Source organism: Kitasatospora sp. NPDC004531, from assembly GCF_053602195.1.
Window position 1 is genome coordinate 1 of record NZ_JBSGDD010000081.1, and the last position, 22,017, is coordinate 22,017.

21 protein-coding genes and 2 pseudogenes are annotated in these 22,017 nt (G+C 75.4%); 9 read left to right on the top strand and 14 right to left on the bottom strand.

Annotated features, from left to right (window positions below):
• Window positions 1–69: 69 nt before the first annotated feature.
• Window positions 70–966 carry an alkaline phosphatase family protein gene (locus ACWEMJ_RS26385; protein WP_452139616.1) on the bottom strand — a complete coding sequence of 299 codons (897 nt, stop codon included), beginning with the start codon at window positions 964–966 and terminating at the stop codon, window positions 70–72.
• Window positions 967–1,252: 286 nt separating this feature from the next.
• Between ACWEMJ_RS26385 and ACWEMJ_RS26390 the strand changes: the two genes are divergently transcribed.
• Both ACWEMJ_RS26390 and cobC read left to right on the top strand, forming a co-directional pair.
• Complete coding sequence (locus ACWEMJ_RS26390; RefSeq protein ID WP_452139617.1) at window positions 1,253–1,651, top strand: cobalamin biosynthesis protein; 399 nt, start codon at window positions 1,253–1,255, stop codon at window positions 1,649–1,651.
• Entirely contained in the window at window positions 1,648–2,685 is a 1,038-nt protein-coding gene (gene cobC / locus ACWEMJ_RS26395; protein ID WP_452139618.1) for an Rv2231c family pyridoxal phosphate-dependent protein CobC, read from the top strand. Before ACWEMJ_RS26390 ends, cobC begins: the two co-directional genes overlap by 4 nt.
• Before the next feature lie 7 nt (window positions 2,686–2,692).
• On the opposite strand, the gene ACWEMJ_RS26400 is transcribed toward cobC, so the two are convergent.
• Entirely contained in the window at window positions 2,693–3,469 is a 777-nt protein-coding gene (locus ACWEMJ_RS26400) for an MOSC domain-containing protein (protein WP_452139619.1), read from the bottom strand.
• Window positions 3,466–3,978, bottom strand: coding sequence for a hypothetical protein (locus tag ACWEMJ_RS26405; RefSeq protein ID WP_452139646.1), 513 nt, complete (start codon window positions 3,976–3,978; stop codon window positions 3,466–3,468). Before ACWEMJ_RS26405 ends, ACWEMJ_RS26400 begins: the two co-directional genes overlap by 4 nt.
• 177 nt (window positions 3,979–4,155) lie before the next feature.
• On the opposite strand from ACWEMJ_RS26405, the pseudogene ACWEMJ_RS26410 reads away from it, so the two are divergent.
• Both ACWEMJ_RS26410 and ACWEMJ_RS26415 read left to right on the top strand, forming a co-directional pair.
• Window positions 4,156–4,356 (top strand): annotated as a pseudogene (locus tag ACWEMJ_RS26410) (type II toxin-antitoxin system Phd/YefM family antitoxin); the annotation flags it as partial.
• Window positions 4,355–4,474 (top strand): annotated as a pseudogene (locus ACWEMJ_RS26415) (Txe/YoeB family addiction module toxin); the annotation flags it as partial. The pseudogenes ACWEMJ_RS26410 and ACWEMJ_RS26415, both read left to right, overlap by 2 nt.
• Here the strand turns inward: ACWEMJ_RS26415 and ACWEMJ_RS26420 are convergent.
• Both ACWEMJ_RS26420 and ACWEMJ_RS26425 read right to left on the bottom strand, forming a co-directional pair.
• Window positions 4,468–5,658 carry a M48 family metallopeptidase gene (locus tag ACWEMJ_RS26420; protein ID WP_452139620.1) on the bottom strand — a complete coding sequence of 397 codons (1,191 nt, stop codon included), beginning with the start codon at window positions 5,656–5,658 and terminating at the stop codon, window positions 4,468–4,470. The pseudogene ACWEMJ_RS26415 and the gene ACWEMJ_RS26420 overlap by 7 nt on opposite strands.
• A gap of 4 nt (window positions 5,659–5,662) precedes the next feature.
• Entirely contained in the window at window positions 5,663–6,619 is a 957-nt protein-coding gene (locus ACWEMJ_RS26425) for a MerR family transcriptional regulator (RefSeq protein WP_452139621.1), read from the bottom strand.
• 85 nt (window positions 6,620–6,704) lie between these two features.
• On the opposite strand from ACWEMJ_RS26425, the gene ACWEMJ_RS26430 reads away from it, so the two are divergent.
• A complete protein-coding gene (locus ACWEMJ_RS26430; protein WP_452139622.1) occupies window positions 6,705–7,469 on the top strand; it encodes a GNAT family N-acetyltransferase in 765 nt (254 codons plus the stop codon).
• Between the two features lie 73 nt (window positions 7,470–7,542).
• Here ACWEMJ_RS26430 and glnII read toward each other — a convergent pair whose 3' ends face one another.
• Both glnII and ACWEMJ_RS26440 read right to left on the bottom strand, forming a co-directional pair.
• Window positions 7,543–8,565 (bottom strand): glutamine synthetase GlnII, encoded by a 1,023-nt coding sequence (gene glnII / locus ACWEMJ_RS26435; protein ID WP_452139623.1) that lies wholly within the window; start codon window positions 8,563–8,565, stop codon window positions 7,543–7,545.
• 178 nt (window positions 8,566–8,743) lie between these two features.
• The gene (locus ACWEMJ_RS26440; protein WP_452139624.1) at window positions 8,744–9,676 is read right to left on the bottom strand and encodes an SCO1860 family LAETG-anchored protein; all 933 of its coding nucleotides are present in this window, start codon (window positions 9,674–9,676) and stop codon (window positions 8,744–8,746) included.
• A gap of 325 nt (window positions 9,677–10,001) precedes the next feature.
• On the opposite strand from ACWEMJ_RS26440, the gene ACWEMJ_RS26445 reads away from it, so the two are divergent.
• Complete coding sequence (locus tag ACWEMJ_RS26445; RefSeq protein ID WP_452139625.1) at window positions 10,002–10,685, top strand: hypothetical protein; 684 nt, start codon at window positions 10,002–10,004, stop codon at window positions 10,683–10,685.
• Between the two features lie 58 nt (window positions 10,686–10,743).
• On the top strand, window positions 10,744–11,433 hold the full coding sequence (locus tag ACWEMJ_RS26450; RefSeq protein WP_452139626.1) for a hypothetical protein: 690 nt from the start codon (window positions 10,744–10,746) through the stop codon (window positions 11,431–11,433).
• A 37-nt stretch (window positions 11,434–11,470) separates the two neighbouring features.
• Here ACWEMJ_RS26450 and ACWEMJ_RS26455 read toward each other — a convergent pair whose 3' ends face one another.
• Both ACWEMJ_RS26455 and ACWEMJ_RS26460 read right to left on the bottom strand, forming a co-directional pair.
• The gene (locus tag ACWEMJ_RS26455; RefSeq protein WP_452139627.1) at window positions 11,471–12,673 is read right to left on the bottom strand and encodes a lanthionine synthetase C family protein; all 1,203 of its coding nucleotides are present in this window, start codon (window positions 12,671–12,673) and stop codon (window positions 11,471–11,473) included.
• Between the two features lie 142 nt (window positions 12,674–12,815).
• Complete coding sequence (locus ACWEMJ_RS26460) at window positions 12,816–16,082, bottom strand: lantibiotic dehydratase (protein WP_452139628.1); 3,267 nt, start codon at window positions 16,080–16,082, stop codon at window positions 12,816–12,818.
• Between the two features lie 242 nt (window positions 16,083–16,324).
• Between ACWEMJ_RS26460 and ACWEMJ_RS26465 the strand changes: the two genes are divergently transcribed.
• Window positions 16,325–16,459, top strand: coding sequence for a hypothetical protein (locus ACWEMJ_RS26465; RefSeq protein WP_452139629.1), 135 nt, complete (start codon window positions 16,325–16,327; stop codon window positions 16,457–16,459).
• Between the two features lie 93 nt (window positions 16,460–16,552).
• Here the strand turns inward: ACWEMJ_RS26465 and ACWEMJ_RS26470 are convergent, their stop codons facing one another.
• The 4 genes from ACWEMJ_RS26470 to ACWEMJ_RS26485 form a co-directional block, all read right to left on the bottom strand.
• Window positions 16,553–17,470: a JmjC domain-containing protein gene (locus ACWEMJ_RS26470; protein WP_452139630.1), complete on the bottom strand. Its 918-nt coding sequence runs from the start codon at window positions 17,468–17,470 to the stop codon at window positions 16,553–16,555.
• Window positions 17,471–17,742: 272 nt separating this feature from the next.
• On the bottom strand, window positions 17,743–18,420 hold the full coding sequence (locus ACWEMJ_RS26475) for a uracil-DNA glycosylase (RefSeq protein WP_452139631.1): 678 nt from the start codon (window positions 18,418–18,420) through the stop codon (window positions 17,743–17,745).
• A gap of 35 nt (window positions 18,421–18,455) precedes the next feature.
• Window positions 18,456–19,013, bottom strand: a complete 558-nt coding sequence (locus ACWEMJ_RS26480) for a hypothetical protein (RefSeq protein WP_452139632.1) — start codon at window positions 19,011–19,013, stop codon at window positions 18,456–18,458.
• Between the two features lie 7 nt (window positions 19,014–19,020).
• Entirely contained in the window at window positions 19,021–20,106 is a 1,086-nt protein-coding gene (locus tag ACWEMJ_RS26485; protein WP_452139633.1) for an amidohydrolase family protein, read from the bottom strand.
• A gap of 120 nt (window positions 20,107–20,226) precedes the next feature.
• Here ACWEMJ_RS26485 and ACWEMJ_RS26490 point away from each other — a divergent pair, with 120 nt between their 5' ends.
• Window positions 20,227–21,309, top strand: a complete 1,083-nt coding sequence (locus ACWEMJ_RS26490) for a pyridoxal-phosphate-dependent aminotransferase family protein (protein ID WP_452139634.1) — start codon at window positions 20,227–20,229, stop codon at window positions 21,307–21,309.
• Window positions 21,310–21,316: 7 nt separating this feature from the next.
• Here ACWEMJ_RS26490 and ACWEMJ_RS26495 read toward each other — a convergent pair whose 3' ends face one another.
• Complete coding sequence (locus ACWEMJ_RS26495) at window positions 21,317–21,997, bottom strand: SMI1/KNR4 family protein (protein ID WP_452139635.1); 681 nt, start codon at window positions 21,995–21,997, stop codon at window positions 21,317–21,319.
• Window positions 21,998–22,017: the final 20 nt, after the last annotated feature.

Genomic DNA, 22,017 nt, shown 5'->3' on the forward strand with positions numbered 1-22,017 from the left:
GGTGCCCGGGGCGGCGGCCGCGGCGCGGCCGTTCTTGGTGGAGCGGGCGTCCGCGAGGTACATCCGGCGTCAGTTCCAGATGCCGGTGATGTCGGAGGCGCTCGCGGCGTTGCCGGCGTGGGTGCTCAGGCCGGCCAGGTCCTCCAGGGTGCGCAGCACGTTGTAGTGGTTGTAGGTGGTGGCGGTGCTGGAGCCGGGGATGACGTGCTGGCCGTAGACGACCGTCGGGATGCGGTTGCCGGAGAGGCTGTTGTCCTCGTCGAAGGTGACCACCAGCAGGCTGTTGTGGGTCTGCGCCCAGGTGGCGTACGCGCCGAGGTTGTTCTTGATCCAGGTGTCGCCGGTGGAGACCGAGCAGTCGTGCATGTCGTTGCACAGGTTCGGCACCACGAAGGAGACCTTCGGCAGGGTGCTGTAGTCGGTGGGGAACTGGGCGAAGGTGTAGGCGGTGCTGGTCGGCACGTTGGCGAAGCCGAACCACGGGTTGTGCTTCTGCGCGTACTTGCCGCTGGAGTTGGAACAGGTGGTGGAGCCCTGGCTGGGCAGGCCCTCGTTGTAGGAGCCCCAGGTCTTGCCGGCGGCGATCAGCTCGGAGGCCAGGTTGGGCGCGGTGATCGAGCCGACCTTGACGCAGCTGTCGTCCGTGCGGCCCTGGTTGGAGCCGGAGAACAGCATGTAGTAGTTCGGCTCGGACGGGTGGGTCAGGCCGTAGGACTGGGTGAGGTTGGCGCCGCCGGCGACCAGGGTGCCGTTCAGGTACGGGGCGCTGGAGCTGCCGATCACCTGGCTGTAGGCGTGGTTCTCCATCACCACCACGACGACGTGGTCGGGCGCGGGCAGGGCGGCGGCCTGCGCGGTGGAGCCGGTGGCGGCCCACAGGCCGAGCGAGGCGGCGGCGAGCGCGACGGTGCTTCCGATCGCGGTCAGGCGGCGCTTGGTGCGCCGGGTGAGCGGTGCGGCGGTCATGGCGTGGTCCCTTCGGGGCAAGGAACGTGCGGGGCAGGGGTGTTGGAGCGCCGGAAACGCTAGGCCCGGGCGGTGGCCGACGAGCCTTTTGACAGGTTAAGAACAAAAGAACGGTTGGCGGTACCACGCGGCCCCTCTCCCTGCGGCGCGCCTCACACCCGTCCCGATTGACCCGGCTCGGACCGACATGGTGGGATCTTCGCGGCCCGGCGCGCGGCACCGGCAGCGCGGACGGGCCGCGAACGGACAACGAGCGAGCAGGGCACGAGCAACGGGAGGGCCGGGCGTGACAGCCACCCCCCGCGTGGTGCTCGGGCTCGGCCTGCGCCGCGGCGCCCCCGCCGCCGAGCTGCTGCGCACCGCCGACGCCGCGCTCGCCGCCTGCGGCCTCGACCGCTCCGCCGTGGCCCTGGTCGCCACCCTCGACCGCAAGCTCGCCGAGCCCGGACTGCGCGCCGCCGCACGGGAGTTGGGCGTCCCACTGGTGGGCCGTCCGGCCGCCGAGCTGGCCGCCGTCCCGGTCGCCGGCTCCGCCCGGGTGGCCGCCGCGGTCGGCACCCCGAGCGTCGCGGAGGCCGCCGCGCTGGCCGCCGCCGGACCGGGCGGCCGCCTGCTCGCCCCGCGCACCGCCTCGGCGACGGCCACCGCGGCCGTCGCCGCATTCCCCGAGGAGGCCCCCAGGTGAACGCCGAGCCCGATCTGCGCCATCACGGCGACGCCGAAGTCCGCTCCGCCGGCCTGGTCGACCTCGCGGTCAACGTCCGCGCCGGCACCCCGCCGCTGTGGCTGCGGGCCCACCTTGCCGCCACCCTCGACGACCTCGCCGCCTACCCCGACGGCGCCGCCGCCCGTGCCGCCGTCGCCGCCCGGCACCGGCGGCCGGTCGCCGAGGTGCTGCTCACCTCCGGCGCGGCCGAGGCCTTCGTGCTGCTGGCCCGCGTCCTGCGGCCGCGCCGCGCGGTGGTGGTGCACCCGCAGTTCACCGAGCCGGAGGCCGCGCTGCGGGACGCCGGGCACGCCGTCCACCGGGTGCTGCTCACGCCCGAGGAGGGCTTCCGGCTGACCCCGGGGGCCGTCCCCGAGGACGCCGACCTGGTGGTGATCGGCAACCCCACCAACCCCACCTCCGTCCTGCACCCGGCCGGCGAGCTGGCCGAACTCGCCCGCCCGGGGCGGACCCTGGTGGTCGACGAGGCCTTCATGGACACCGACCCCGGCGAGCGCCAGACCCTCGCCGGCGCCCGCGACCTGCCCGGCCGGGTGGTCGTCCTGCGCAGCCTGACCAAGACCTGGGGCCTGGCCGGCCTGCGCGTCGGCTACCTGCTCGCCCCCGCCGAACTCGTCACCGAGCTCGCCGCCGCCCAGCCGCTGTGGCCGGTCTCCACGCCCGCGCTGGCCGCCGCCGAGCTCTGCTCCGCCCCCGCCGCCCTCGCCGAGGCCGAGGCCGCCGCCCGCAGCACCGCGCTCGACCGCGAGCACCTGCTGAAGGGCCTCGCGGCGATCGACGACGTCCGGGTCTTCGGCGACCCCGCCGCGTCGTTCGTGCTGATCCGGCTGCCCGGCGCGGCCGCCGTCCGGGAACGGCTCCGCGAGGCCGGTTTCGCCGTCCGCCGGGGCGACACCTTCCCCGGCCTCGGCCCCGACTGGCTCCGGCTGGCCGTCCGCGACCGGGACACCACCGACCGCTTCCTCGCCGCCCTGGCCGCCGCGATCCGCTGACCGCCCGTCAGTGCAGCTCGGCCTTGTCGCCGACCTCCACGGCGCCCGGGGTCAGCACCTGCGCGTACACGCCGAGGCAGGGCAGCGCGGCCATGCCCGGCAGCGGCTCGACGCGGTTCAGCCGGGCCGGGCGCCGCAGCGCCTCCGGGTCGGCGGGCAGCGCGCCGTGCGCGAGCGTCGGGACGGCGCAGCGCGGGCTGGCCGCGATCAGGCGCAGGCGCAGCTCGGGGCCGACGGTGAGCTCGCGGCCGACCCAGTCGTTCTCCGCGAACGGCTCGCCCGCGTCCTCGACCACCAGGTTGGGCCGGTAGCGGGCGGCGGGGGCGCCGGCCAGACTGGCGGTGGTGACCAGGTGCAGCGGGGCGAAGTCGAAGAAGCTGCCCGGGGCCGCGGCCCTGCCGAAGTCCTGGACGGTGTACTCCACTTCGGCGTCGATGCCGTCCGCGAGGACCTGCTCGGGCACCGACCGCAGCAGGGTCGAGCCGTCCGGCCGCTCGTCCACCAGCCGGACGGGGCGGCCCAGCAGCGCGCCGATCGCGGCCTCGTCCAACTCGGCGCCGTCGGGGCCGGTGATCCGCACCCCGGCCGGGACGCGCTCGGCCCGCAGCGTCAGCAACTGCCGCCACAGGCGGGGCTGTTTGGCGCTGGCGATCCGGCCGGTGGCCACGTCCAGCAGGGCGTGGCGGCGGTCGCCCTCGACGCCGTGCTCGTCGATCCGGGCCCGGGTGAGCTCCTCGCCGAGCATCGACTTCACGGGGTGGCGGTACAGCGCGGCGATTCTCAACGGTCGATCTCCTGGGCCCATTCGGTGAGCCGGGCGAAGTGTTCGGGCTGCAGGCCGTACCGGTGGTCGATCACCAGGGTGAGCGCCCGGCCCGGGTGGTTGGCGGCGATCCACTCGGTGTCCTGTGGTCCGATCTCGTCGTCCACCCAGGCGAACGGCTGCTGATCGGCCCAGGCCACCAGCTGCCGGGTCTTCCAGTGCAGCCCGTCCGGGTCGCCGTGGTGCATCGACTCCCAGTTCACGTGCGGGAACTTCGGCAGCCCGAGCAGCGGCGCCAGGTGCTCGTCCGCCTCGCCCTGCCAGGCGGTCGCCCACACCAGGTCGTACGGCAGCGCGAGCAGCGCCGGCCCGTGCTCCGGGTTCAACCAGACCCGCAGCGGCTTCGGCCGGCTCACCCCCCGGTCCAGCTGCCGCTGCCGCCACGCCTGCGACTCCACCCGGTGCGTCCGATACCCGCCGGGCCGCCGAAACCCCCCGTACGGGGCTATCGGCCCGTCCACGTCCAGCATCAACAACGGTCGCCCCGCCACCCGCTCCCCCTCCATCGCCCAATGCCGGATTCTCCCCCGCCCCACCCCGCCCCGGCCACCGCTTTGCGTCAAACCGCCCGGGCGGCCTGCGACGGCGACTCACCACTCCGGGCCGCCAGGGGTACGTTATGTGGTACCAGTCATGGAGGGAGTTCAGAGGCCATCGAGATCGTCTCCAAGCACGGAAACGCCGTACTGGTCCCGGCGGAGGACTACGCCGCCCTGCGTGAAGGCTCCTACCTGTTGCGCTCCCCTGCCAACGCCCGCCGCCTGCTCACGGCGTACGAGAACGCTCTCGGCGGTACGGGACTCTCCGAGCGGGCACTCATCGACCCCGATGCGGCGGACGCCACGTGAGCCACTGAAGTACCACCTGCCCGGGGCCTGGTCACGGCGGATCGACGATGAACACCGTCTCGTCCACCTGGTCACCGACCGGGAGATCATCGTCCTGGCAGCCCGCTACCACTACTGATCGTGGCGAGCACCCCCCGTCGCCGACGCCCGGGCGGTCTGCCAGTGGCGGGCGGCGGCGATGCGGCGGGTGGCGCTGGGGTGGGTGGCGAGGAGGAGTTCGAGGGCGCGCGGGGGGTTGGGGTCGGCGATGTTGGTGACGGCGAGGCGATGCTGCATGGCGATGAACTGTTCGGCGTCGCCGGTCAGTTCGAGGGCGTGACGGTCGGCGCGGGTCTCGATGCGGCGGCTGACGGCGCACTGGGCGGGCGTGCCGGCGGTGCCGAGCAGGGCGGCGAGGGCGGCGAGCAGTGGGAGCGAGCGCGGGTCCTGGGGGTGGGCGGCGCCGGCGGCGTCCAGCAGCGGCTGCCAGGCGAGCAGCGCGGCCAGGACGGGGACCACGACGGCCGCGCCGAGGGCGCCCAGGGTGGTGCCGGTGGCGACGTCGCGGTGCTTGACGTGGCCGAGTTCGTGGGCGGCGACGAGTTCGATCTCGCGGGGGTCGGCGGTGGTCAGCAGGGTGTCGTACACGACGATCCGCCGGGTCGGGCCGAAGCCGGAGACGTACGCGTTCAGCGCAGTGGTGCGGCGGGACGCGTCGGCGACCAGCACGTCGCGCACCGGGATGCCGTCGCGGCGGGCCAACTCCAGCAGCGCGGCGCGGAGTTCGCCCTCGGGCAGCGGGGTGAAGCGGTTGAACAGCGGCTCGAACACCAGCGGGTGCAGGAAGGACAGGGCGACGGTGAGCAGCGCCGCCGCGAGTGCGGCGGGCAGCCACCAGCCGGTCGGCGCGTGCCCGATCAGCGCGTACAGGCCGAGCGCGAGCGGCAGGAACAGGGCCAGCGTGACCGCCGTACCGCGCACCGCGTCGACGGCCCAGCCGGCCCAGCCCTGGGTGACCAGTCCGAAGCGGGCGCGGGCGGCGCGGACCTTCGCCGAGAACGGCAGCGTCACCGCCCGGCCGAGCAGCACCAGCGCCGCGCTGCCGCCCAGCACCTCGGCCGCCCAACCGCCGCCGAACCAGCCGCCGACGGCCGTCACCAGCCCGGCGCCGGCGGCCGTGAAGCCGAGCCCGGCCGCCAGCGCCAGCGAGGCGAGCTGCCCGCCGAGCGCCCACGGCAGTTGGGCCCGCCGCAGCGCCCGGCCGCGGGCCACCTCCTGCGGGGTGAAGTCACCGGACGCCACGGGGGGCGGAGTGTCAGCCATGCCCTCAGCGTAGTGACCGGCCGCGCTGTCGGGCCGGTTCGCGCAGCGCCGCCGTGAACCACGCGAACACCGGGGCGAGCGACGGCGGCGCGGGCCAGCCGTTGATCCGCGCCAGCAGCTCCCAGTAGCGCTCGACACGGGGATCGCCCCCGACCTCCAGCCGGGTCAGCAGCCAGCTCCGCAGCGCCGGGTCGTCGGGCCGCCCGAAGACCTCCGCGTAGCGGGCGGTCAGCGCCGCGACCACCCGCCCGGCCTGCGCGCTACCGGGTTCGGTCCCGGCCGCGATCGCCGCTTCGACGGCCTCGCGGACCTGTTCGGTGAGTGCGTGGTGCAGGCCGGTGGTGTCGCCGGCGGCGCGTTCGGCGGCCTGGTAGGCGGCCATCCGGCGCAGCGAGGCCCGGAAGTCCTCGTCGCGGGTGAGTTCGGCGAGTTCGGCCCAGGCGGCGACCTGGGCCGGGGTGGGTTCCTCGGGGAGGTCCGGCACGGCGCCGCGGAGCAGTTCCACCAGTTCGGGGTTGGCGTCCGCCGTGCCGAAGGTGTCCTCGACGAACTCCTCGACCATGCGGCGGCGCTCCTCGTCGGACAGTCGGGCCAGTCGGTGCATCATCGCGATCTCCTCTCCTTCGCTTCCTTGTTCGGCGACCGCGCGGAGCACCGCCCGGCGCAGCCGCAGGGCGCGGATCTGGACGTCCAGGGCGTCGGCGTGGGCGCGGGCGACCTCGCCGACGCTGTCCTCCCGGTCCAGCACCCGCCGGACGTCGCTCAGCGGGATACCCAACTCCCGCAGGGTTTTGACCAGTTGGGCCCGGGCGGCGGCCTGCACGCCGTACCGCCGGTATCCGGCGGGGCTGCGGTCGGTGGACGGGACGAGCCCGCTGTCCGACCAGAACCGGAGGGTCTTCACCGTCAGTCCGGTCCGTCGCGCCAACTCGCCGATCGTCACCAGCTCTTCGCCGTCCATGGCCCTACTGTGCGGCCTCCCCCCGCGGGAGACTCAAGCCGAAATCCGCTCGGTCGAAGCGGAGGGCCGCACCTACGATGGCCGGATGATGGGCGAGGAGAGTCTGCGGACAGCACTGGATTTCCGTCGCGGGTTCGCTCGCCGGCAGGCCGACGAGGTGGTCGAACTCCCGGGCGGCTTCGCGGTGTTGAGCGAGGCGTACGGGTATTCGCACGAGCACAACCAGCTGATCCTGGACGTCCCGCCGGGCGGGGTGGACGTGGCGGGGCTGGCCGACGAGGTGCTCGGGCACCTCGGGCACCGGCGGATCGCGGTGTTCGACGACGCCTCGGGGCAGGCGCTGGCGCCCGGGCTGGTCGCGGCGGGGTACCAGCACGAGACCGAGCTGGTGATGGTCCACCGGGGTCCGGTGCCGGCTCCGGGCGGCGCGGAGCAGGTCGAACTGGCTCAGCTGGCACCGGCGTTGGAGCGCCAGTGGCGCAGCTGGCTGCCGTGGGCCTCGGACGATTCGATCGGGCAGCTGGTGTCGCGGCGCACCGCCCGGGAGGCCGGCGCGGAGCGGGTGCTGATCCTGGCGGCGCGGGGCGCGGACGGCGAGTTCGGCTCCTGGGCGGACCTGTACCAGGACGCGGCGGGCACCGCGCAGATCGAGGACCTGGCGACGGCGGAGCACCACCAGCGCCGCGGCCTCGCCGACCGGGTGCTGGGCACCGCCCTCCACCTGGCCGCCGAACAAGCCCCCGACGGCTTGCGCTTCCTGGTCGCGGACGCCGAGGACTGGCCGCAGCAGTGGTACGCCCGGCGCGGTTTCGTGCCGGTGGGCCGCACCCACGGCTTCGTCCGGATGTGACGGCGCCGGAACGCGGCGGCGCCCGCCGATCCCCGGGCAGGGGTTCGGCGGGCGCTTCGCGTGCGGCGGCGGATCAGACCTGGCCGGCCTTCTCCAGGGCCTCGCAGCAGGTGTTGATCAGCAGGCGGGTGACCACGTACGGGTCGATGTTCGCGTTCGGGCGGCGGTCCTCGATGTAGCCCTTCTGCTCCACCTCGACCTGCCACGGGATGCGGACCGACGCGCCGCGGTTGGAGACGCCGTAGGAGTAGACGTTCCACGGGGCGGTCTCGTGCTTGCCGGTCAGGCGGGACTGGATGTCGTCACCGTACTGGTTGACGTGCTCCAGCACCTTCTCCTGGGAGGCGCCGAGCGACTCGCAGGCGGTGATGATGGCCTCGTAGCCCTCGCGCATCGCCTTGGTGGAGAAGTTGGTGTGCGCACCCGCGCCGTTCCAGTCGCCACGGGCCGGCTTGGCGTCCAGGGTGGCGTCGATGCCGAACTCCTCGGCGGTGCGGTAGAGCAGGTAGCGGGCGATCCACAGGTCGTCCGAGACGGTCAGCGCGTCGACGGGGCCGATCTGGAACTCCCACTGGCCGGGCATGACCTCGGCGTTGATGCCGCAGATCGCCAGGCCGGCGTCCAGGCAGCGGTCGAGGTGCAGCTCGACGATCTCGCGGCCGAAGACCTCCTCGGCACCCACGCCGCAGTAGTAGCCGCCCTGCGGGGCCGGGTAGCCGCCCTCGGGGAAGCCGAGCGGGCGGGAGCCCTTGAAGAAGGTGTACTCCTGCTCGATGCCGAAGATCGACTCCTGGTCGGCGTAGCGCTCGGCGACCTCGCGCAGCAGGGCGCGGTTGTTGGACTCGTGGGCAGTGCCGTTGGTCTCCAGCACCTCGCACAGCACCAGGATGTGCTCACCGCCGCGGATCGGGTCCGGGACGACGCGCACCGGGTCGAGCACACGGTCCGAGGCGTGGCCCTCGGCCTGGTTGGTCGAGGAACCGTCGAAGCCCCAGGTGGGGATCTTGTCCGCGTTCGGCAGGACCCGAGTCTTGGAACGCAGCTTCGCGGTCGGCTTGGTGCCGTCGATCCAGATGTACTCGGCCTTGATTGCCATCGCGGTGAACCTCACTGCTCGGGTGGTGGGTGCCTGCGTAGCCTCGCAAGCCGCCGTTTCCCGGTTGTTCCTCCTATGTAACGCCCATGTGAACCAACGGTCCGCAGCGGCCTGCTCACCGTCCGCGAACTCCGCGCCCGGGACGGGAGCCTGCCACTGGGACCGTCGGGGCGTCGGCTCAGCGCTGGCGGGCGTGCGCGGCGCGGCGCCGGCGGGTCATCCACACCGCGGCCCCGCCCGCCACCACCAGGGTGGCGCCGCCGGCGGCCAGCGCGGCGGTGCCGGTGGAGCCGGTGTACGCGAGCTCCTCCCCGGCCTCCTTGGGCGCCGTCCGGTTCTGCCCGGCGGTGGTCGGACCGGCGGACGGGCCGGGCGCGCCGGACGGGTCGGCGGCGGGCGCGACGGCGGGCACCGGCTTCTGGCAGGACACGGAGGCGACCGTGATCTTGCCGGCCACCTTGGCGACGTTCAGGTTCAGCGGGTTGATCGACACCTGCACCTCCAGCGCGGAGGCGGCGGCGGTGCTGCTGGTGACGGCCTTCTTGGAGAACTCGACCTCCACCGTGCCGACGTTCGGAACGTCCACGCGGGTGGGCGAACCGATCCCGACCGTGAGGGACTTGCCGAGCACCGTCAGCTTCGCCGGGGCGGTCACCTTGGCGGTCGGCTGCCCGTCCGCCGGGCAGCTCACCTCGGCGCTCATCGCGTCCAGCCCGAGCAGCGTGGTCAGCGGCAGGCCGGGGACGTGCACGTCCGCGCCGACCAGCTGCACGGAGGCGTTGGCCTGCTTGTCGTCGACCTTGGTGACGGACTTGCCGACCTGGGCCTTCACCAGGTTCACCGGCCGCCCGCCGTCCACGCCGTCGACGGTCGCGGTGAGCATCGCGCCGTCGCGCTGGGCGGGCGACTCGACCTTGTTCAGCGCCACGTTCACGGGCACCTTCACCGTGTTCAACAGCGTGACGTCCAGGGCGAGTTCGGCGGTGACGGCGCTCGCCTTCCCGGGTTTGGCGGGCGTGCCGGAGTCGGCGGCGAAGGCCGGCAGCGGCAGGGCTATCGCGAGGGCCGACGCGGCCAGGGCGGACGCGGCGACGGTACGCAGAGCAGACATGACAGGAAACCCCCACACATGGTGAAACGGCAGAGCGCACCCGCGACCTCACCCGGCACCACGCACGGGGAGGGGTTCGCGCTCTCGACTTCCGCCAGTCTTCTCGAACTGTGCGTCACCGCAGCGACACGGAGCGTCAGTTCACTCCTTCGAGTGGTGTTGACGCGGTTGAGTGACCCTTGGGACGCCCGAGGCCCCTGTCGTCCGTCCCACCCGCGCCACCCGTCCCACACGCGCAGCCCGTCCCATCCGCCGCTGCCGGAGCGGGAGTTCGGAAGGCGTGCGGACCTTCCGCTCCGGGCGGCCGCCGGGCAGAGTGATCACCATGGTTCTCCAGATGATCGTCTTTCTGGTGCCGTTGGCCCTCTGGCTGGCCGCGGCACCGCCGGGGCGGGTCCGCACCACGGTCGCGGCGGTCCTCGTCGCGGGGGCGCTGCTCGCCGGGGCGGCGGCCCAGGAGTGGCTGCCCGTCGGGATCAGCAACACCGCAGGGCTGCTCGGCTGGTGCGTCCTGGCCGCGGCACCCCTGGTGGGCCTGAAGCTGGCGGGGCCGCTGCGCACGGGCAAGGGCGGCGGACGCCGGTTCTTCGTGGCCGCGTGGATGGCGGGCCTGTCGGTGCTGGTGGGCGGCGCGACCTGCGTGTACGGCCTGTTGCTGCTGGGGAACGGCCCGCGGGCCCGGGTGCCGGACGCCTCCGTCCTGCCCACGATGCCCGCCGGGCTGCGGATCACCACCGACCGGGACAACGGCTGCGGCGGCAACTCCTCCTGGTACTGCTCCCGCATCCTGGTCGTGACCGGCGCCCCCGACCAGGACGCCGCCCAGGTGCTCGACCGGCTCCGCGGCCGACTGACCGCCGCCGACTGGCCGATGGCCCAGCGCGACCCGGGTGTCTGGACCGGCTGCCGGACCCGCGGCCTGCTGCTGGACGCCGACGAGGTGTGCGCCTCCCTGACCCTCAGCGGCGGCGCCGTCACCGTCGACCTGAGCACCGGCGACAGCTGGTGACCCGGCCCGCCCGGCCCCGGGTTCCGTCCCCGGGCGAGCGACCGGCAGAGTGATCGCCGTGCTGTTCGAAATGACGATTGTGCTGCTGCCGCTGGCCCTCTGGCTGCTCGCGGCGCGGCCGGGACGGGTCCGGACCGCGATCACGGCGATCCTCGCGGTGTTGACGCTGGTCGCCGCAGCGGCGGCGCTGGAACTGCTGCCCGGCGGAGTCCGCCTCACCTCCCTGGTGCTCGGCCTGTTCCTGCTCGCCGCGGTGTCGCAGGTCGGCCTGGTCCTGGCGTGGCCGCTGCGCGGGGGCGGCGAGGGCAGGGGCGCTGCACGCCGGTTCCTGCTGGCCGCTTCGATGACGGCCTACACCCTGCTGACCGGCGGCGGCACCGTCCTCTACGCCCTCGCCCTGCTGACGAGCGGCCCGCCGGCGCGGGTGCCGGACGCCTCCGTCCTGCCCGCGATGCCCGCCGGACTGCGCATCGCCGCCGACCACGACCGGGGATGCGGCAGCTCCAGCGCCTACTGCCGACGCGAACTGACCGTGGTCGGCGCCCCCGGCCAGGACACCGCCGAGGTGCTCGACCGGCTCCGCCGCCGACTGACCGCCGCCGACTGGCCGATGGCCCAGCACGACCCGGGCGTCTGGGCGGGCTGCCGAAGCCACGGCCTGCTGCTGGACGCCGACCTGGTGTGCACCAACCTGACCGTCACCGGCAACGCCGTCACCGTCGTCCTGAGCACCGCGGAGGCCCGGTGACCCGTCCGCCCCTGCGGGCCGGCGACGGGCCGCTGCCTCAGTCGAGCAGCAGGAACGCGTCCCAGGCGGACCCGTCGGGAACCGGGGTGGTGCAGGTGTGCAGGGCGAGCGCGGCGCCGGCGACTCCGTCCAGCAGGCCGGGTTCCGGCCGGGCGCCGAGGGCCGTGTCGAGTTCGCGGGTGACGGTGGCGGCCAGGGCGGGGAGGTGGGCGGCCAGTTCGGGGGCGCCCGAGTCCTGGGCCATCCGCCGGGTGATCAGCAGCAGGCCGCCGGTGCCGTGGCAGAGTCCCGGGCCTTCGAGGTGCCAGTCGGCCGGTTCGCGCAGGGTGCCGGCCAGGGCCGCGACGGCGTCGTGCTGCCAGTCGGGGCACCCCAGGGCGGTGCCCGCGAGGAAGAGCGCGCGGGCCGCGCCGGGGGTGCCGTAGCACCAGGCGGCGCGGGTGGGCGGGTCGGTGGGCGGCCGGCCGCTCTCCTCGTCCTCGACGCGCAGCGCCATCGGCCAGTGGTGGCCGACCCGCCGGGCCGCCAGCCAGGACGCCAGCGTGGCGACGGCCTCGTCCTGGCCCGGTACCCGGACGCCACGGAGCCGGGCGGCGGCCAGCAGGGCGAGCGGGCCCGGAATGCCGTGCGCCAGGCCCAGGTTGAGGTGGCCGCGGGGGTACTCCGGGTCGGCACCGGACAGTCCGGGGCCGCCGGCGGTCCACCACCGCGGCAGTCGGACGTCGCCGCTCGGCGCGGCCAACTCGACCACGGCTGCGAGCAGTTCGGCGAGGGCCGGCCCGTCCGGTTCCCGTGCGAGCAGCAGCCGGCCCAGACCTGCCGCGCCCGTGACGGCGTCGAAGGTGTGCGCGCACAGTCCGGCTCCGGCGGCCAGCTCGGCGCGGAGCGCGGCGGTGCGGGCCGCCGCGGCCTCCCGCACCCGCGGCATCAGCCCGTCGAGCAGCGAGCGGTACTCGCCGGGCCGGGCCATGGTGTGGGCGGCGCAGGCGAGAGCGGCGGCCCCGGAGTACAGCCCGCCGGGCCGCATCGCCCCCGGCGACCTCGCGGCGGCCACCAGGTGCGCGTGCGCGGTGCGGCGCAGGGCGGCGTCCGCTCCCCCGTCGGCCAGCACCGCCAGCGCCAACGCGGCCCCGACCCGACCGGTGCCCAGCGAGTGCGCAGGGCCGTGCCGCTCGTCGTCGAACACCCCTGGGGCGCCCAGCAGTTCGGCCGCCCCGCGAATCACCTCCGGCGCGCTCATCGGCCCGTCCCCCTCCCCCGACGCGTCGCCGTCGCCGTCGCCCGCACCGATCCGCCGCCCCGCGCCCCGCCGAACCGCCCGGCGGGGCGCGGCAGTTCGACGGCCCGCACCTGTTGCCCGGCCCGGTGCCGAACCGCCGCCCTCATCGACCCGCCCCCCGCGCCCGATGGGCCTCCACCGCCCCGCGCGCCACCGCGTAGGCCCGCTGCTCCGCCTCGCGGTCGATCCCGGCCAGCCGGTTGTGCCCCATGTGCAGCAGCGAGGCCAGCACCGGGGAGAACGAGGTGGCGGGCAGGCGGGACGCGTAGGCGGCGAGGAGGGTGGCGCGCCTATGCCAGGCGTCGGCAAGGGTCGGGTCGGCGGGGAGGAGTCCCCCGGCCGGGGCGGTGGGGCCGTCGGGGCCGATGGCCCGGAGGGCGGCCGGACGGTGGGTGCGGAAGGCCCGGTGGTGCGGTTCGGACTTGGGGAAGACGGTGGTCAGCCAGTCGGCCGGCGAAGGCCCGTCGGGCCGTCCCGCGAGGAAGTCGCGTGCGGTGCCGGCGGCGTTCGCGGCGGCCAGCAGCTCCCGGGCCGGTCCGCGTTCCGCCCCGGCCGGCCGCAGGGCGGCGAGGGCGACCAGGCTGTCGGCGTGGAACACCCGCTCGGCGTCCGCGAGCAGTTCGGGGCCGCCGTAGCGGTCGGCCTCCGGCCGGTAGCTGTCCAGCCGCAGGTCGGCGGCGAGTCCGGCCCGGCGCAGGTCCGCCGCCCAGTCGTGCAGGGCGGGCAGGAGCTCGGCGGCCAGCGCCGGGGGTGTGCCGTGGAAGCGCAGTCGCAGGTGGGGTTCCGGGTCGCGGTAGCGGACGAAGAACCAGCGGTCGACGTCGCCGGGCAGCGCGGCGATCAGCCGGGGCAGCCGGTCGGCGAGGATCTCCTCCTGCCGGGGTTCGAGGGCCGCCAGCCGGGCGAACAGCCAGCTGCCGCCCGGCAGTTCGGGGACGTGCGGGCGGGCCGGCGGCAGGGTGCGGCGCGAGCGCGGAAGGGCGTGCGGGCCCGGCCTGCGACGCATCGGGACGACCAGTTCGGCGGTGCGCGGGCCGTCCGGTCCGCACAGCCAGCTCGCGTCTCCGGCGGGCGCCGACTCCTCCTGGAGCAGGGTCGGTTCGGACGATCGCGCCTGGCTGTGCAACAGCCGCTGGTGCCAGGGGAGTTCGAGGTCCAGGCTGATCCGGTGGTCGCCGCTGACCAGCCGGACGGCGGCCGGCACTCCCCAGCGCCGCCGCCAGCGGGCCAGCCCCTCGGCCCACTCCTCGAACGGGGCGGCGGCGTCCGGGACGGGCGCGGACAGTCGCCAACTGGCCGGTGCCAGCACCACTCTGCCGTACCGCACCCGGGGCAGCGCGGGTGCGCTGCTCGCCGCTCCCCAGTCCCAGGACTGCCAGGGGCGCTGACCGGTGAGCACCACCTCCTGGAGGAAGCGCGCCGCATTGGGCGCACCGGCCCGCAGGTTGAGCGCGTGGTACGCCCCGGCCCGGACTTCGCGGCCGAGACTGCGCGAGAACACCGCCAGCCGCTCCGGGTCTGCCAGCACCACCAGATCGTCCAGGGACAGCGGCGCCGGACCGCCCGGCTCGGGGAAGGCGCTGACCACGACACGGTGGCCGAGCCACTGCGGGGCGAGCGCGATGTTGGCGTGGCGCGGCCGATGGGGGGCGAACTCCAGGTGCGCCTCGATCGCGTCGTCGTCCCCCGCCCCGGCGGCCTCGGCCACCAGCGACGCCCCGCCGGGCAGCCCCGTCCCGGCCCCGGCCCCGCTCCCGCTGCCGCTCCCGCCCAGCAGTGCGGCGAAGCGTCCGAAGGTGGCCCCGGCGCGGTCGCTGCCCGGCATCGGGGAGACGACCAGCCGGAAATCCCCGGCGTCCAGCGCCTCGACGGACTCGGCGGCCAGTTCGGCGTACAGCTCCAGCGAGGCGGACGGCGTGCCGGCGGCCCCGCCCGCCGACGCGTCCACCGGCAGCGTCAGGCGCGCCAACAGCCCGTCGTCCAGCACCACTTCGGGCAGCAGCCCGTCCGCTCCCCGGTCGGCGAGGGCGCCCGCCGCGAGTTCGGCCAGCAGCCGGTCGCGGGCCGCGTCGGCGTCGGTGCGCTCGCGGGACGGCTGCGGGTTGGCCGCGCCCCGGCCGCCGACCGGGTGCCGGTAGCCGGCCGGCGGGCCCAACCCGGTGTCGGGGTCGAGCAGTTCGGTGAGCGCGACGGGGCTGTCGGTGCCGTACCGTTCGACGAACTCCCGGTGGTACGAGCGCAGATGGTCGGGCCCGCCGGTCGGCGGCGCGAGCCGCCAGAGCACCGTGGCGGCCTGCTCCAGCTCGGTGCGGACCTGCTCGGGCAGCACGATCTCGGCGTCCAGGGCGAAGTCCGCGTGGATCGGACGGTCGGCCGGGGCGAGCCGGAGCATCCGGGCCCGCGCCGCGCGGAGCGCCTCCCCGCCGAGCCCGCTCCCGGCCTCGGCCGCCCGGTTCAACTCCGCCCTGATGGCGGCCAGTTCGGCGCGCAGCGGCCAGTGCTCGGGGAGCCGGTCGAGGACGTGGCCCAGCAGGTCCGGGCAGGAGGCGGGCGGCGTCAGGTCGGTCAGCAGGAAGCCGTGCCGGACCAGCGCCCCGACCAGGGACGCGATCGCCTCGGCGGGCGCGGCCGGGAACTCGGCGGCCAGTGCGGCGAGCAGGTCGGGGTGGCGGATCGGCGCGCCCGCCGCCGTCATCGCGGCCCGCACCACGGCGGTGGCGCGGACGGTGCGCTCGGCGACCTGCTCCCCGTCGGCACCGGGCCCGGACCCGCGCTCGGGCAGGTACGGCAGCACCAGCCGGTCGCCGCGCACCACCGCCTGCTGGTCCGCGACCAGGCGCAGGCCGGGCAGCACAGCGGGGTCGGTCCGCAGCCCGTCCAGCAGCGGGAGCAGCCAGCCGAGGTCGGGGCGCAGCGCCCGGCGGTGGCCGCCGGCCCAGCCGACCTTCGCCGCCGCGTCGAACCGGGCGGGGGTGACGGCGGCCATCAGCCCGAACGGGGTGGGCCGGCTCGCCATCCGGAGCCGGTAGCGGCCGACCGCCTCGGCGGCGCGGCGCAGCGCGGCGGGCCGCAGCACGGCTCCGGCGGCGACCTGCGCGAGCTGGTCGGCCAGCGAGGGGCTGGAGATCTCGATCGCCTCCCGCAGCACCGGGTCGGCGGCGGCCTCGGCGAGGTAGCGGGCCAGCGCGGCCCGCCGGGCGTCCTCGCCCCGCGGGTCGGCGGGGTCGGCGGGTGCGACGGAGTCGGTGGGTTCGGTGGGTTCGACGGGTGCCGTCCGGCAGTGCGGGCGCGCCAGGGCCGGGCTGCGCAGCAGCACCGGGCCGGTGGCCGCGAAGAGGGTGTCCTGCCGCGCCGCCTGTGCCTCGCCCACGCTGCTCCTCACGCCGTTCGGACAACTCCCGGTGCCGTCGGCCTGGTTCGGACGGCACCCGGGTTGTGTATCCCGGCGGTCCCGCCGCTGTCCATGGTCGGTCGGTCGCGTCCGGAGTGGTTCGACGATTGACCGGATCCAGCCGTTCGGCGGCGCGGAGCCATTGTCCGGCCGGCCGTCCGCTGCCTAACGTCCGCTGCAGTCCGCCGCGTCAGATGCGGCAACGACGATGGGAGGCTCACATGGCCGACGACCTGCAGGAGCTGTTCGACCTGGACGTCCACGACCTGATCGCGGTCGACTCCGGACCGGAGGAGGCCGCGATCAGCGCCGTCTGCACCATCACGGGGTCCTGCACCCGCCCGTACTGCATCTGACGCCGCGCCACTCACGTCAGCACGGGGCGCGGCCGCCCGGGGAGGCACTCCCGGGGCGGCCGCGCCCTTGCCGCGTGCCGCGAACCGCGCGTCTCAGCCCCGGCCGAGCGGCCCGCCCGCCTGCCCGTGCCCGCCGTCGTCCGCCTCCGGGGCCGGCAGCGGACCCCGGGCCAGGCGCAGCAGCCGCTCCGGGGTGAGTTCGTCCAGCCGGGCCCGGCCGAGCCGCAGCAGTTCGGCGGCCGTGGCGAGCAACTCCCCTTCCGTGGCTGGGCGTTGTGGCAGCGTCTCGGCCCAGTCGCCGCCCGCCAGCCACTCGCCGATCGCGCCCCGCAGCCCTCCGGTGCCCGCCTCCCGGACGGTGAAGGACAGGTGGACGGAGAGCCCCGCGTGGCCGGTCGCGGCGTGCGCGGCGCCGCGCGGCACGTACAGCACCTGGCCCGCCCGCAGCACCGTGGCGAGCGCCACCGGCCCGGGCTGCGGCGCGGGCCCGGGGTGCCAGCGGCCGTCGGTGGGCGCCTCGTGGACGGTCCACTCCTTCTCGCCCGCCAGCTGGACGACCAGCACGTCCGCGTCGTCCCGGTGCACGTCGAGGCCGCGTCGGCCGGTGCCGGTGGCGAAGACGAACGCCTCCGTGCGCCGCCCCAGCGCGAGCGCGATGTCGGCGGCCAGCGCCCGTACGGACGGGTGCCACTGGTCGAGTTGCGGCAGCAGCAGCGTGGCGCCGTCGGCCAGCAGCCGTTCGATCCGCTCGGGGTCGGCGAAGCCCTGCTCGCGCCGCCCGGCGACCGTGCGGGCCGTGCAGAACTCCGCTTCCGGCACGACCTTCCCCGCCCGGACCATCTCCACGTACGGCACCCGCAGCAGTCCCCCGCGCAGCGCCTCGTCCAGCTCCGCCGGCCCCGACACCCCCGCCGGCCAGGCCGCCGGGCGGAACACCTCCGGCCGCCGCAGCGCCAGCAGTTCGCCGAACGCCGCCGTGTCCCCCACCAGGTCGGCCAGTGTTCCCGCCATCGTCCGTCCTCCCGCTCAGCGGCCGGTCGCGCGCCGGCCGTCCCCCTCCACTACGGACGGCGGGCGGGCCCAGGTCCACCCCGGCCCGAACGGTCGGTCGGCTATCGGCCACGTTTGCGCGGGCGGCGCCGGCCGGACACCTGCCCGTTCACGCCGCGACATCGCAGTTCACGGGAGGTTACGCGCGGTAATGTGCGCCGGTGGTACAGACCTTCACGGGGGCGTAGTGACATACCTCACAGCAACCTGCCCCGCCCGCCGGCCGTACAGCGCTACGGCAGCCGCCAGTCCACCGGCTGCCCGCCCTGACGGACCAGCAGGTCGTTGGCCCGGCTGAACGGCCGCGACCCGAAGAAGCCGCCGGACGCCGAGTACGGGCTGGGGTGCGGCGACTCGACGCTCGGCACCTGCCCGAGCCACGGCCGCAGCTCACGCGCGTCACGCCCCCACAGGATCGCCACCAGCGGGCCGCCGCGCGCGGCCAGCGCCTTGATCGCCTGCTCGGTGACGGCCTCCCAGCCCTTGCCGCGGTGCCCGTTGGTCTTGCGGGCCTGGGTGGTCAGCGCACGGTTGAGCAGCAGCACGCCCTGGTTCGCCCACGGCGTCAGATCGCCGTTCGACGGCGGCGGAAAGCCCAGGTCGTTGCTGTACTCCTGGTAGATGTTCACCAGGCTCGGCGGTATCGGACGCACCTCCGGCGCGACCGAGAAGCTCAGCCCGACGGCGTGGCCCGGCGTCGGGTACGGGTCCTGGCCGACGATCAGCACCCGGACGTCCGCGAACGGCTGCTGGAACGCCCGCAGCACCTGCGGCCCCGGCGGCAGATAGGTACGCCCGGCCGCGATCTCGGCGCGCAGGAAGTCCCCCATCGCGGCGACTTGTCCGGCAACCGGCGCGAGGGCCTGCGCCCAGCCGGGTTCAACAACTTCGTGCAAGGGTCGAGCAGCCATGACGGAAGCCTATCGGCCGCACCGACAACGCCAGTTCACGAGCCCGGCCGCACCCAGCGCGGAGCCTCGTCGTCGGGCGTGCGGGGGCTCGCGAAGTGGAACGGCACGCCGAGCTCCGCCGCGACGCCCCGCCCGATCCGCTCGGCGGCGACGGCGATGTGCGGGCGGCCGTCGATCCGGTCGGCGGAGCCGAGAAGGCGCTCGGCGGTGCTCCGGTCCACGAGCGCCAGCCGGTGCTCGGCCGCCTCGCCGATCGCCAGCAGCCGCACGAACCAGTCGTGCACGGTGTCCCCGTCCCACACCGCCTCGATCGCCAGGATCCGCTCACCGACGCCGGCCGCCCGCCAGGACAGCGACTCGGGGTCGACGGGACTCTCGGGGGTCCGGGCGATCCGGTCGCCGTAGTGCCGGTGGCGGTCACCGACGATCAGCTGCGCGGCACCGGCGCCGACACCGAAGCGGACGAAGCCGACGTCCACCAGGACGCCGACCGCCGCCAGGACGTTGTCCTGGAGCACGTAGCCGTCCACCTGCCGCCGGATCCCCTCGGGCAGGGACGCCCAGAAGGCCTCGCGTTCGGGCCCGCGCAGCATCGCCGCCTCACACCACCCGGCCGTTGAGCACCACGTGCCGCGGCGCCCCCAGCACCCGCAGGTCGGCGCGCGGGTCGGCGTCGTAGACCACCAGGTCGGCGGGGGCGCCCTCGGTCAGGCCCGGGCGCCCGAGCCACTCGCGGGCGGACCAACTGGCGGCGGCGAGCGCCTCGGTGGTGCTCAGGCCCGCCCTGGTGAGTTCGAGCGCCTCCTCGGCGACCAGTCCGTGGGCGAGCGAGCCGCCCGCGTCGGTGCCGACGTAGATCGGGATGCCGGCGTCGTGCGCGGCGGCGACGGTCGCGTAGCGGCCCTCGTGCAGGCGGCGCATGTGCGCGGACCACTGCGGGAACTTGGCCTCGCCGCCGGCCGCCAGATCCGGGAAGGTGGCGATGTTGACCAGGGTCGGGACGATCGCCACGCCGCGTTCGACGAAGGCGGGGATCAGTTCCTCGGTGAGGCCGGTGGCGTGCTCGATGCAGTCGATGCCGGCGGCCAGCAGGTCGGGCAGCGACTCGGTGGCGAAGCAGTGCGCGGTGACCCGGGCGCCCTCGGCGTGCGCGGCGGCGATCGCCTCGGTGAGCGCGTCGCCGGGCCAGCAGGCGGCGAGGTCGCCGACGCCGCGGTCGATCCAGTCGCCGACCAGCTTGACCCAGCCGTCGCCGCGCCGGGCCTCGGCGGCGACGTACGCGGCGAGGTCGCCGGGCTCGATCTCGTGCGCGTAGTTGCGGATGTAGCGCCGGGTGCGGGCGATGTGCCGTCCGGCCCGGATGATCTTCGGCAGGTCGTCGCGGTCGTCGATCCACCGGGTGTCGGCGGCGGAGCCGGCGTCGCGGATCAGCAGGGTGCCGGCGTCGCGGTCGGTGCGGGCCTGCTTCTCGCTGGTGGCGGCGTCGACCGCGCCGTGCGCGTCCAGGCCGACGTGGCAGTGCGCGTCGACCAGGCCGGGCAGCGCCCAGCCGGTCAGGGCGGCGTCGGGTTCGGCGGCGGGCCGCTCGAAGGTCACCCGGCCGTCCACCGCCCAGAGTTCGTCCCGGACGTCCTCCGGTCCGACCAGCACCCGGCCCCTGATGTGCAGCACCCCACCGTCCGTCATGCCTGGCACTGTACTCGGCGGCCGTGCGGGCCCACCCGGCGATCTGCGGCAGACTGTTCGGCGGCGGACTCCCCGTGCCGCCCCCGGCGAATCCCTCCGCTGCCCGAAAGGCCTTCCCGCATGCTGCTCGACCTTCCGCCGATGACCGCCGCCAGGTTCGCCGCGATCGAGGACAAGGTGGCGGCGCTGCTGCACACCGAGGCCGACGTGATCGTCACCCAGGGCGAGGCGCTGCTGCCGCTGGAGGCGGCGATCAAGGGTGCGGCGCACCCGGGTTCGACCGCGCTGAACGTGATCACCGGCCCGTACGGCCAGACCTTCGGCGGCTGGCTGCGCGACGCCGGCGCCAAGGTGGTGGACCTGTCCGCGCCGTTCGACGCCGCCGTCACCGCCGAGCAGGTCGCGGACGCGCTGCGCGCCCACCCGGAGATCGACTTCGTCTCCCTGGTGCACGCCGAGGCCGCCACCGGCAACACCAACCCGGTCGCCGAGATCGCCGCCGCGGTCCGCGAGCACGGCGCGCTGCTGATGCTGGACGCGGTCGCCTCGGTGGCCGCCGAACCGCTGCTCACCGACGCCTGGGGCATCGACCTGTGCGTCATCGGCGGCCAGAAGGCGATGGGCGGCCCGGCCGGCGTCTCGGCCGTCTCGGTCAGCGAGCGGGCCTGGCAGCGGATCGAGGCCAACTCGGCCGCGCCGCGCCGCTCCTACCTCTCGTTGCTCGACTGGAAGGCCCGCTGGACCGACGCCGGCCGCACCCAACTGCCGCACGCCCCCGCCCAGTTGGAGATGCTCGCACTGGAGGAGTGCCTGGACGCGATCACCGCCGAGGGCCTCGACGCGGTGATCGCCCGCCACCGCGCCGCAGCCGCCGCCACCCGCGCCGGCGCCACCGCCCTCGGCACCGTCACCCCGTTCGTCCGCCTCGCCGAACACGCCGCCCCGGTCGCCACCACCCTGCGCACCGCCGACGGCCTCGACGCCACGGCCCTCGCCGCCGAACTCCACCGCCACGCCCCGCAGTTGCCCGTCCAGGCCGGCGGCGGCCCGCTCGCCACCACCATGCTCCGCCTCAACCACTACGGCCCCGCCGCCACCCCCGAGACCGTCATCGCCACCCTCGAAGCCCTCGCCCAGGCCACCGACACCTCCGCCGCCCCGGCCGTAGCCGCGGCCACCGAGGCCTGGGAGCAGACGATCTGACGCTGCGTCAGCCTTCGGAGGCCGGGAGCTCCTCGCAGAGCGCGTCCAGCGCCTCCTCATCCACTGCCCGGACGGCCAGCCAGGCGCCGTCCAGGAGCGCCAGCAGGGCGTCCGGGCGGGTGAAGTGGCGGATATCGACGCCGGGGGCGTGGAGGCGCGGCAGCTCCGTCCAGCCGGTCAGGGCGGCCGGGTCGACCTCGCCGCCGTCGACGTGGGCGCTGTCGTCGAGCAGGGGTTCGGTCAGCACGATGCCCAGGCACTCGGTGGAGAAGCTCGCCGTCCACGGGGTGATCTCCAGCGGCACCGACGGCGCGACGTCCGGCCAGGCGACCGTCGGCGGGTCGTCCTGGTCGAGCGCGGCGAGCGGGATGCCCCAGTAGGCGCAGGACTGGTTCTCCACCCGGTGGACCAGGCAGTCCTGGTCGACGTAGAGGCGATCGGGCGGCAGCAGGGTGTCCTGGTTGCTGGTCAGGTCGGGGCGGTTGCCGATCAGCCGGTACGCCTCGCGCACGGCGACGGGCAGGCGAAGCCCCAACCGGGCTTCGGCGGCGTCGAGTTCGGCGTCGGTGCTGCCGCTGTCCGGGATCAGCGGGGCGCCCCAGAAGGCCGCGAGGTCGCCGATCAGCCGCCACGCGGCCGCGCGGTCGGCGAGGGCCGCGGGAAGGTCGCGGACGAGGTCGAGGGTCATGGCCCGCAGGCTAGCGCCCG

Bases quoted from the DNA above. Each gene is read 5' to 3' on its own strand.
- ACWEMJ_RS26425 (WP_452139621.1), bottom strand. From the start codon at position 6,619: ATGGACGGCGAAGAGCTGGTGACGATCGGCGAGTTGGCGCGACGGACC.
- ACWEMJ_RS26420 (WP_452139620.1), bottom strand. From the start codon at position 5,658: ATGGCTGACACTCCGCCCCCCGTGGCGTCCGGTGACTTCACCCCGCAG.
- ACWEMJ_RS26455 (WP_452139627.1), bottom strand. From the start codon at position 12,673: ATGAGCGCGCCGGAGGTGATTCGCGGGGCGGCCGAACTGCTGGGCGCC.
- ACWEMJ_RS26430 (WP_452139622.1), top strand. From the start codon at position 6,705: ATGATGGGCGAGGAGAGTCTGCGGACAGCACTGGATTTCCGTCGCGGG.
- ACWEMJ_RS26470 (WP_452139630.1), bottom strand. From the start codon at position 17,470: ATGGCGGGAACACTGGCCGACCTGGTGGGGGACACGGCGGCGTTCGGC.
- ACWEMJ_RS26465 (WP_452139629.1), top strand. From the start codon at position 16,325: ATGGCCGACGACCTGCAGGAGCTGTTCGACCTGGACGTCCACGACCTG.
- ACWEMJ_RS26440 (WP_452139624.1), bottom strand. From the start codon at position 9,676: ATGTCTGCTCTGCGTACCGTCGCCGCGTCCGCCCTGGCCGCGTCGGCC.
- ACWEMJ_RS26405 (WP_452139646.1), bottom strand. From the start codon at position 3,978: ATGCTGGACGTGGACGGGCCGATAGCCCCGTACGGGGGGTTTCGGCGG.
- ACWEMJ_RS26490 (WP_452139634.1), top strand. From the start codon at position 20,227: ATGCTGCTCGACCTTCCGCCGATGACCGCCGCCAGGTTCGCCGCGATC.
- ACWEMJ_RS26485 (WP_452139633.1), bottom strand. From the start codon at position 20,106: ATGACGGACGGTGGGGTGCTGCACATCAGGGGCCGGGTGCTGGTCGGA.
- ACWEMJ_RS26475 (WP_452139631.1), bottom strand. From the start codon at position 18,420: ATGGCTGCTCGACCCTTGCACGAAGTTGTTGAACCCGGCTGGGCGCAG.
- ACWEMJ_RS26385 (WP_452139616.1), bottom strand. From the start codon at position 966: ATGACCGCCGCACCGCTCACCCGGCGCACCAAGCGCCGCCTGACCGCG.
- ACWEMJ_RS26495 (WP_452139635.1), bottom strand. From the start codon at position 21,997: ATGACCCTCGACCTCGTCCGCGACCTTCCCGCGGCCCTCGCCGACCGC.
- ACWEMJ_RS26480 (WP_452139632.1), bottom strand. From the start codon at position 19,013: ATGCTGCGCGGGCCCGAACGCGAGGCCTTCTGGGCGTCCCTGCCCGAG.
- glnII (WP_452139623.1), bottom strand. From the start codon at position 8,565: ATGGCAATCAAGGCCGAGTACATCTGGATCGACGGCACCAAGCCGACC.
- ACWEMJ_RS26445 (WP_452139625.1), top strand. From the start codon at position 10,002: ATGGTTCTCCAGATGATCGTCTTTCTGGTGCCGTTGGCCCTCTGGCTG.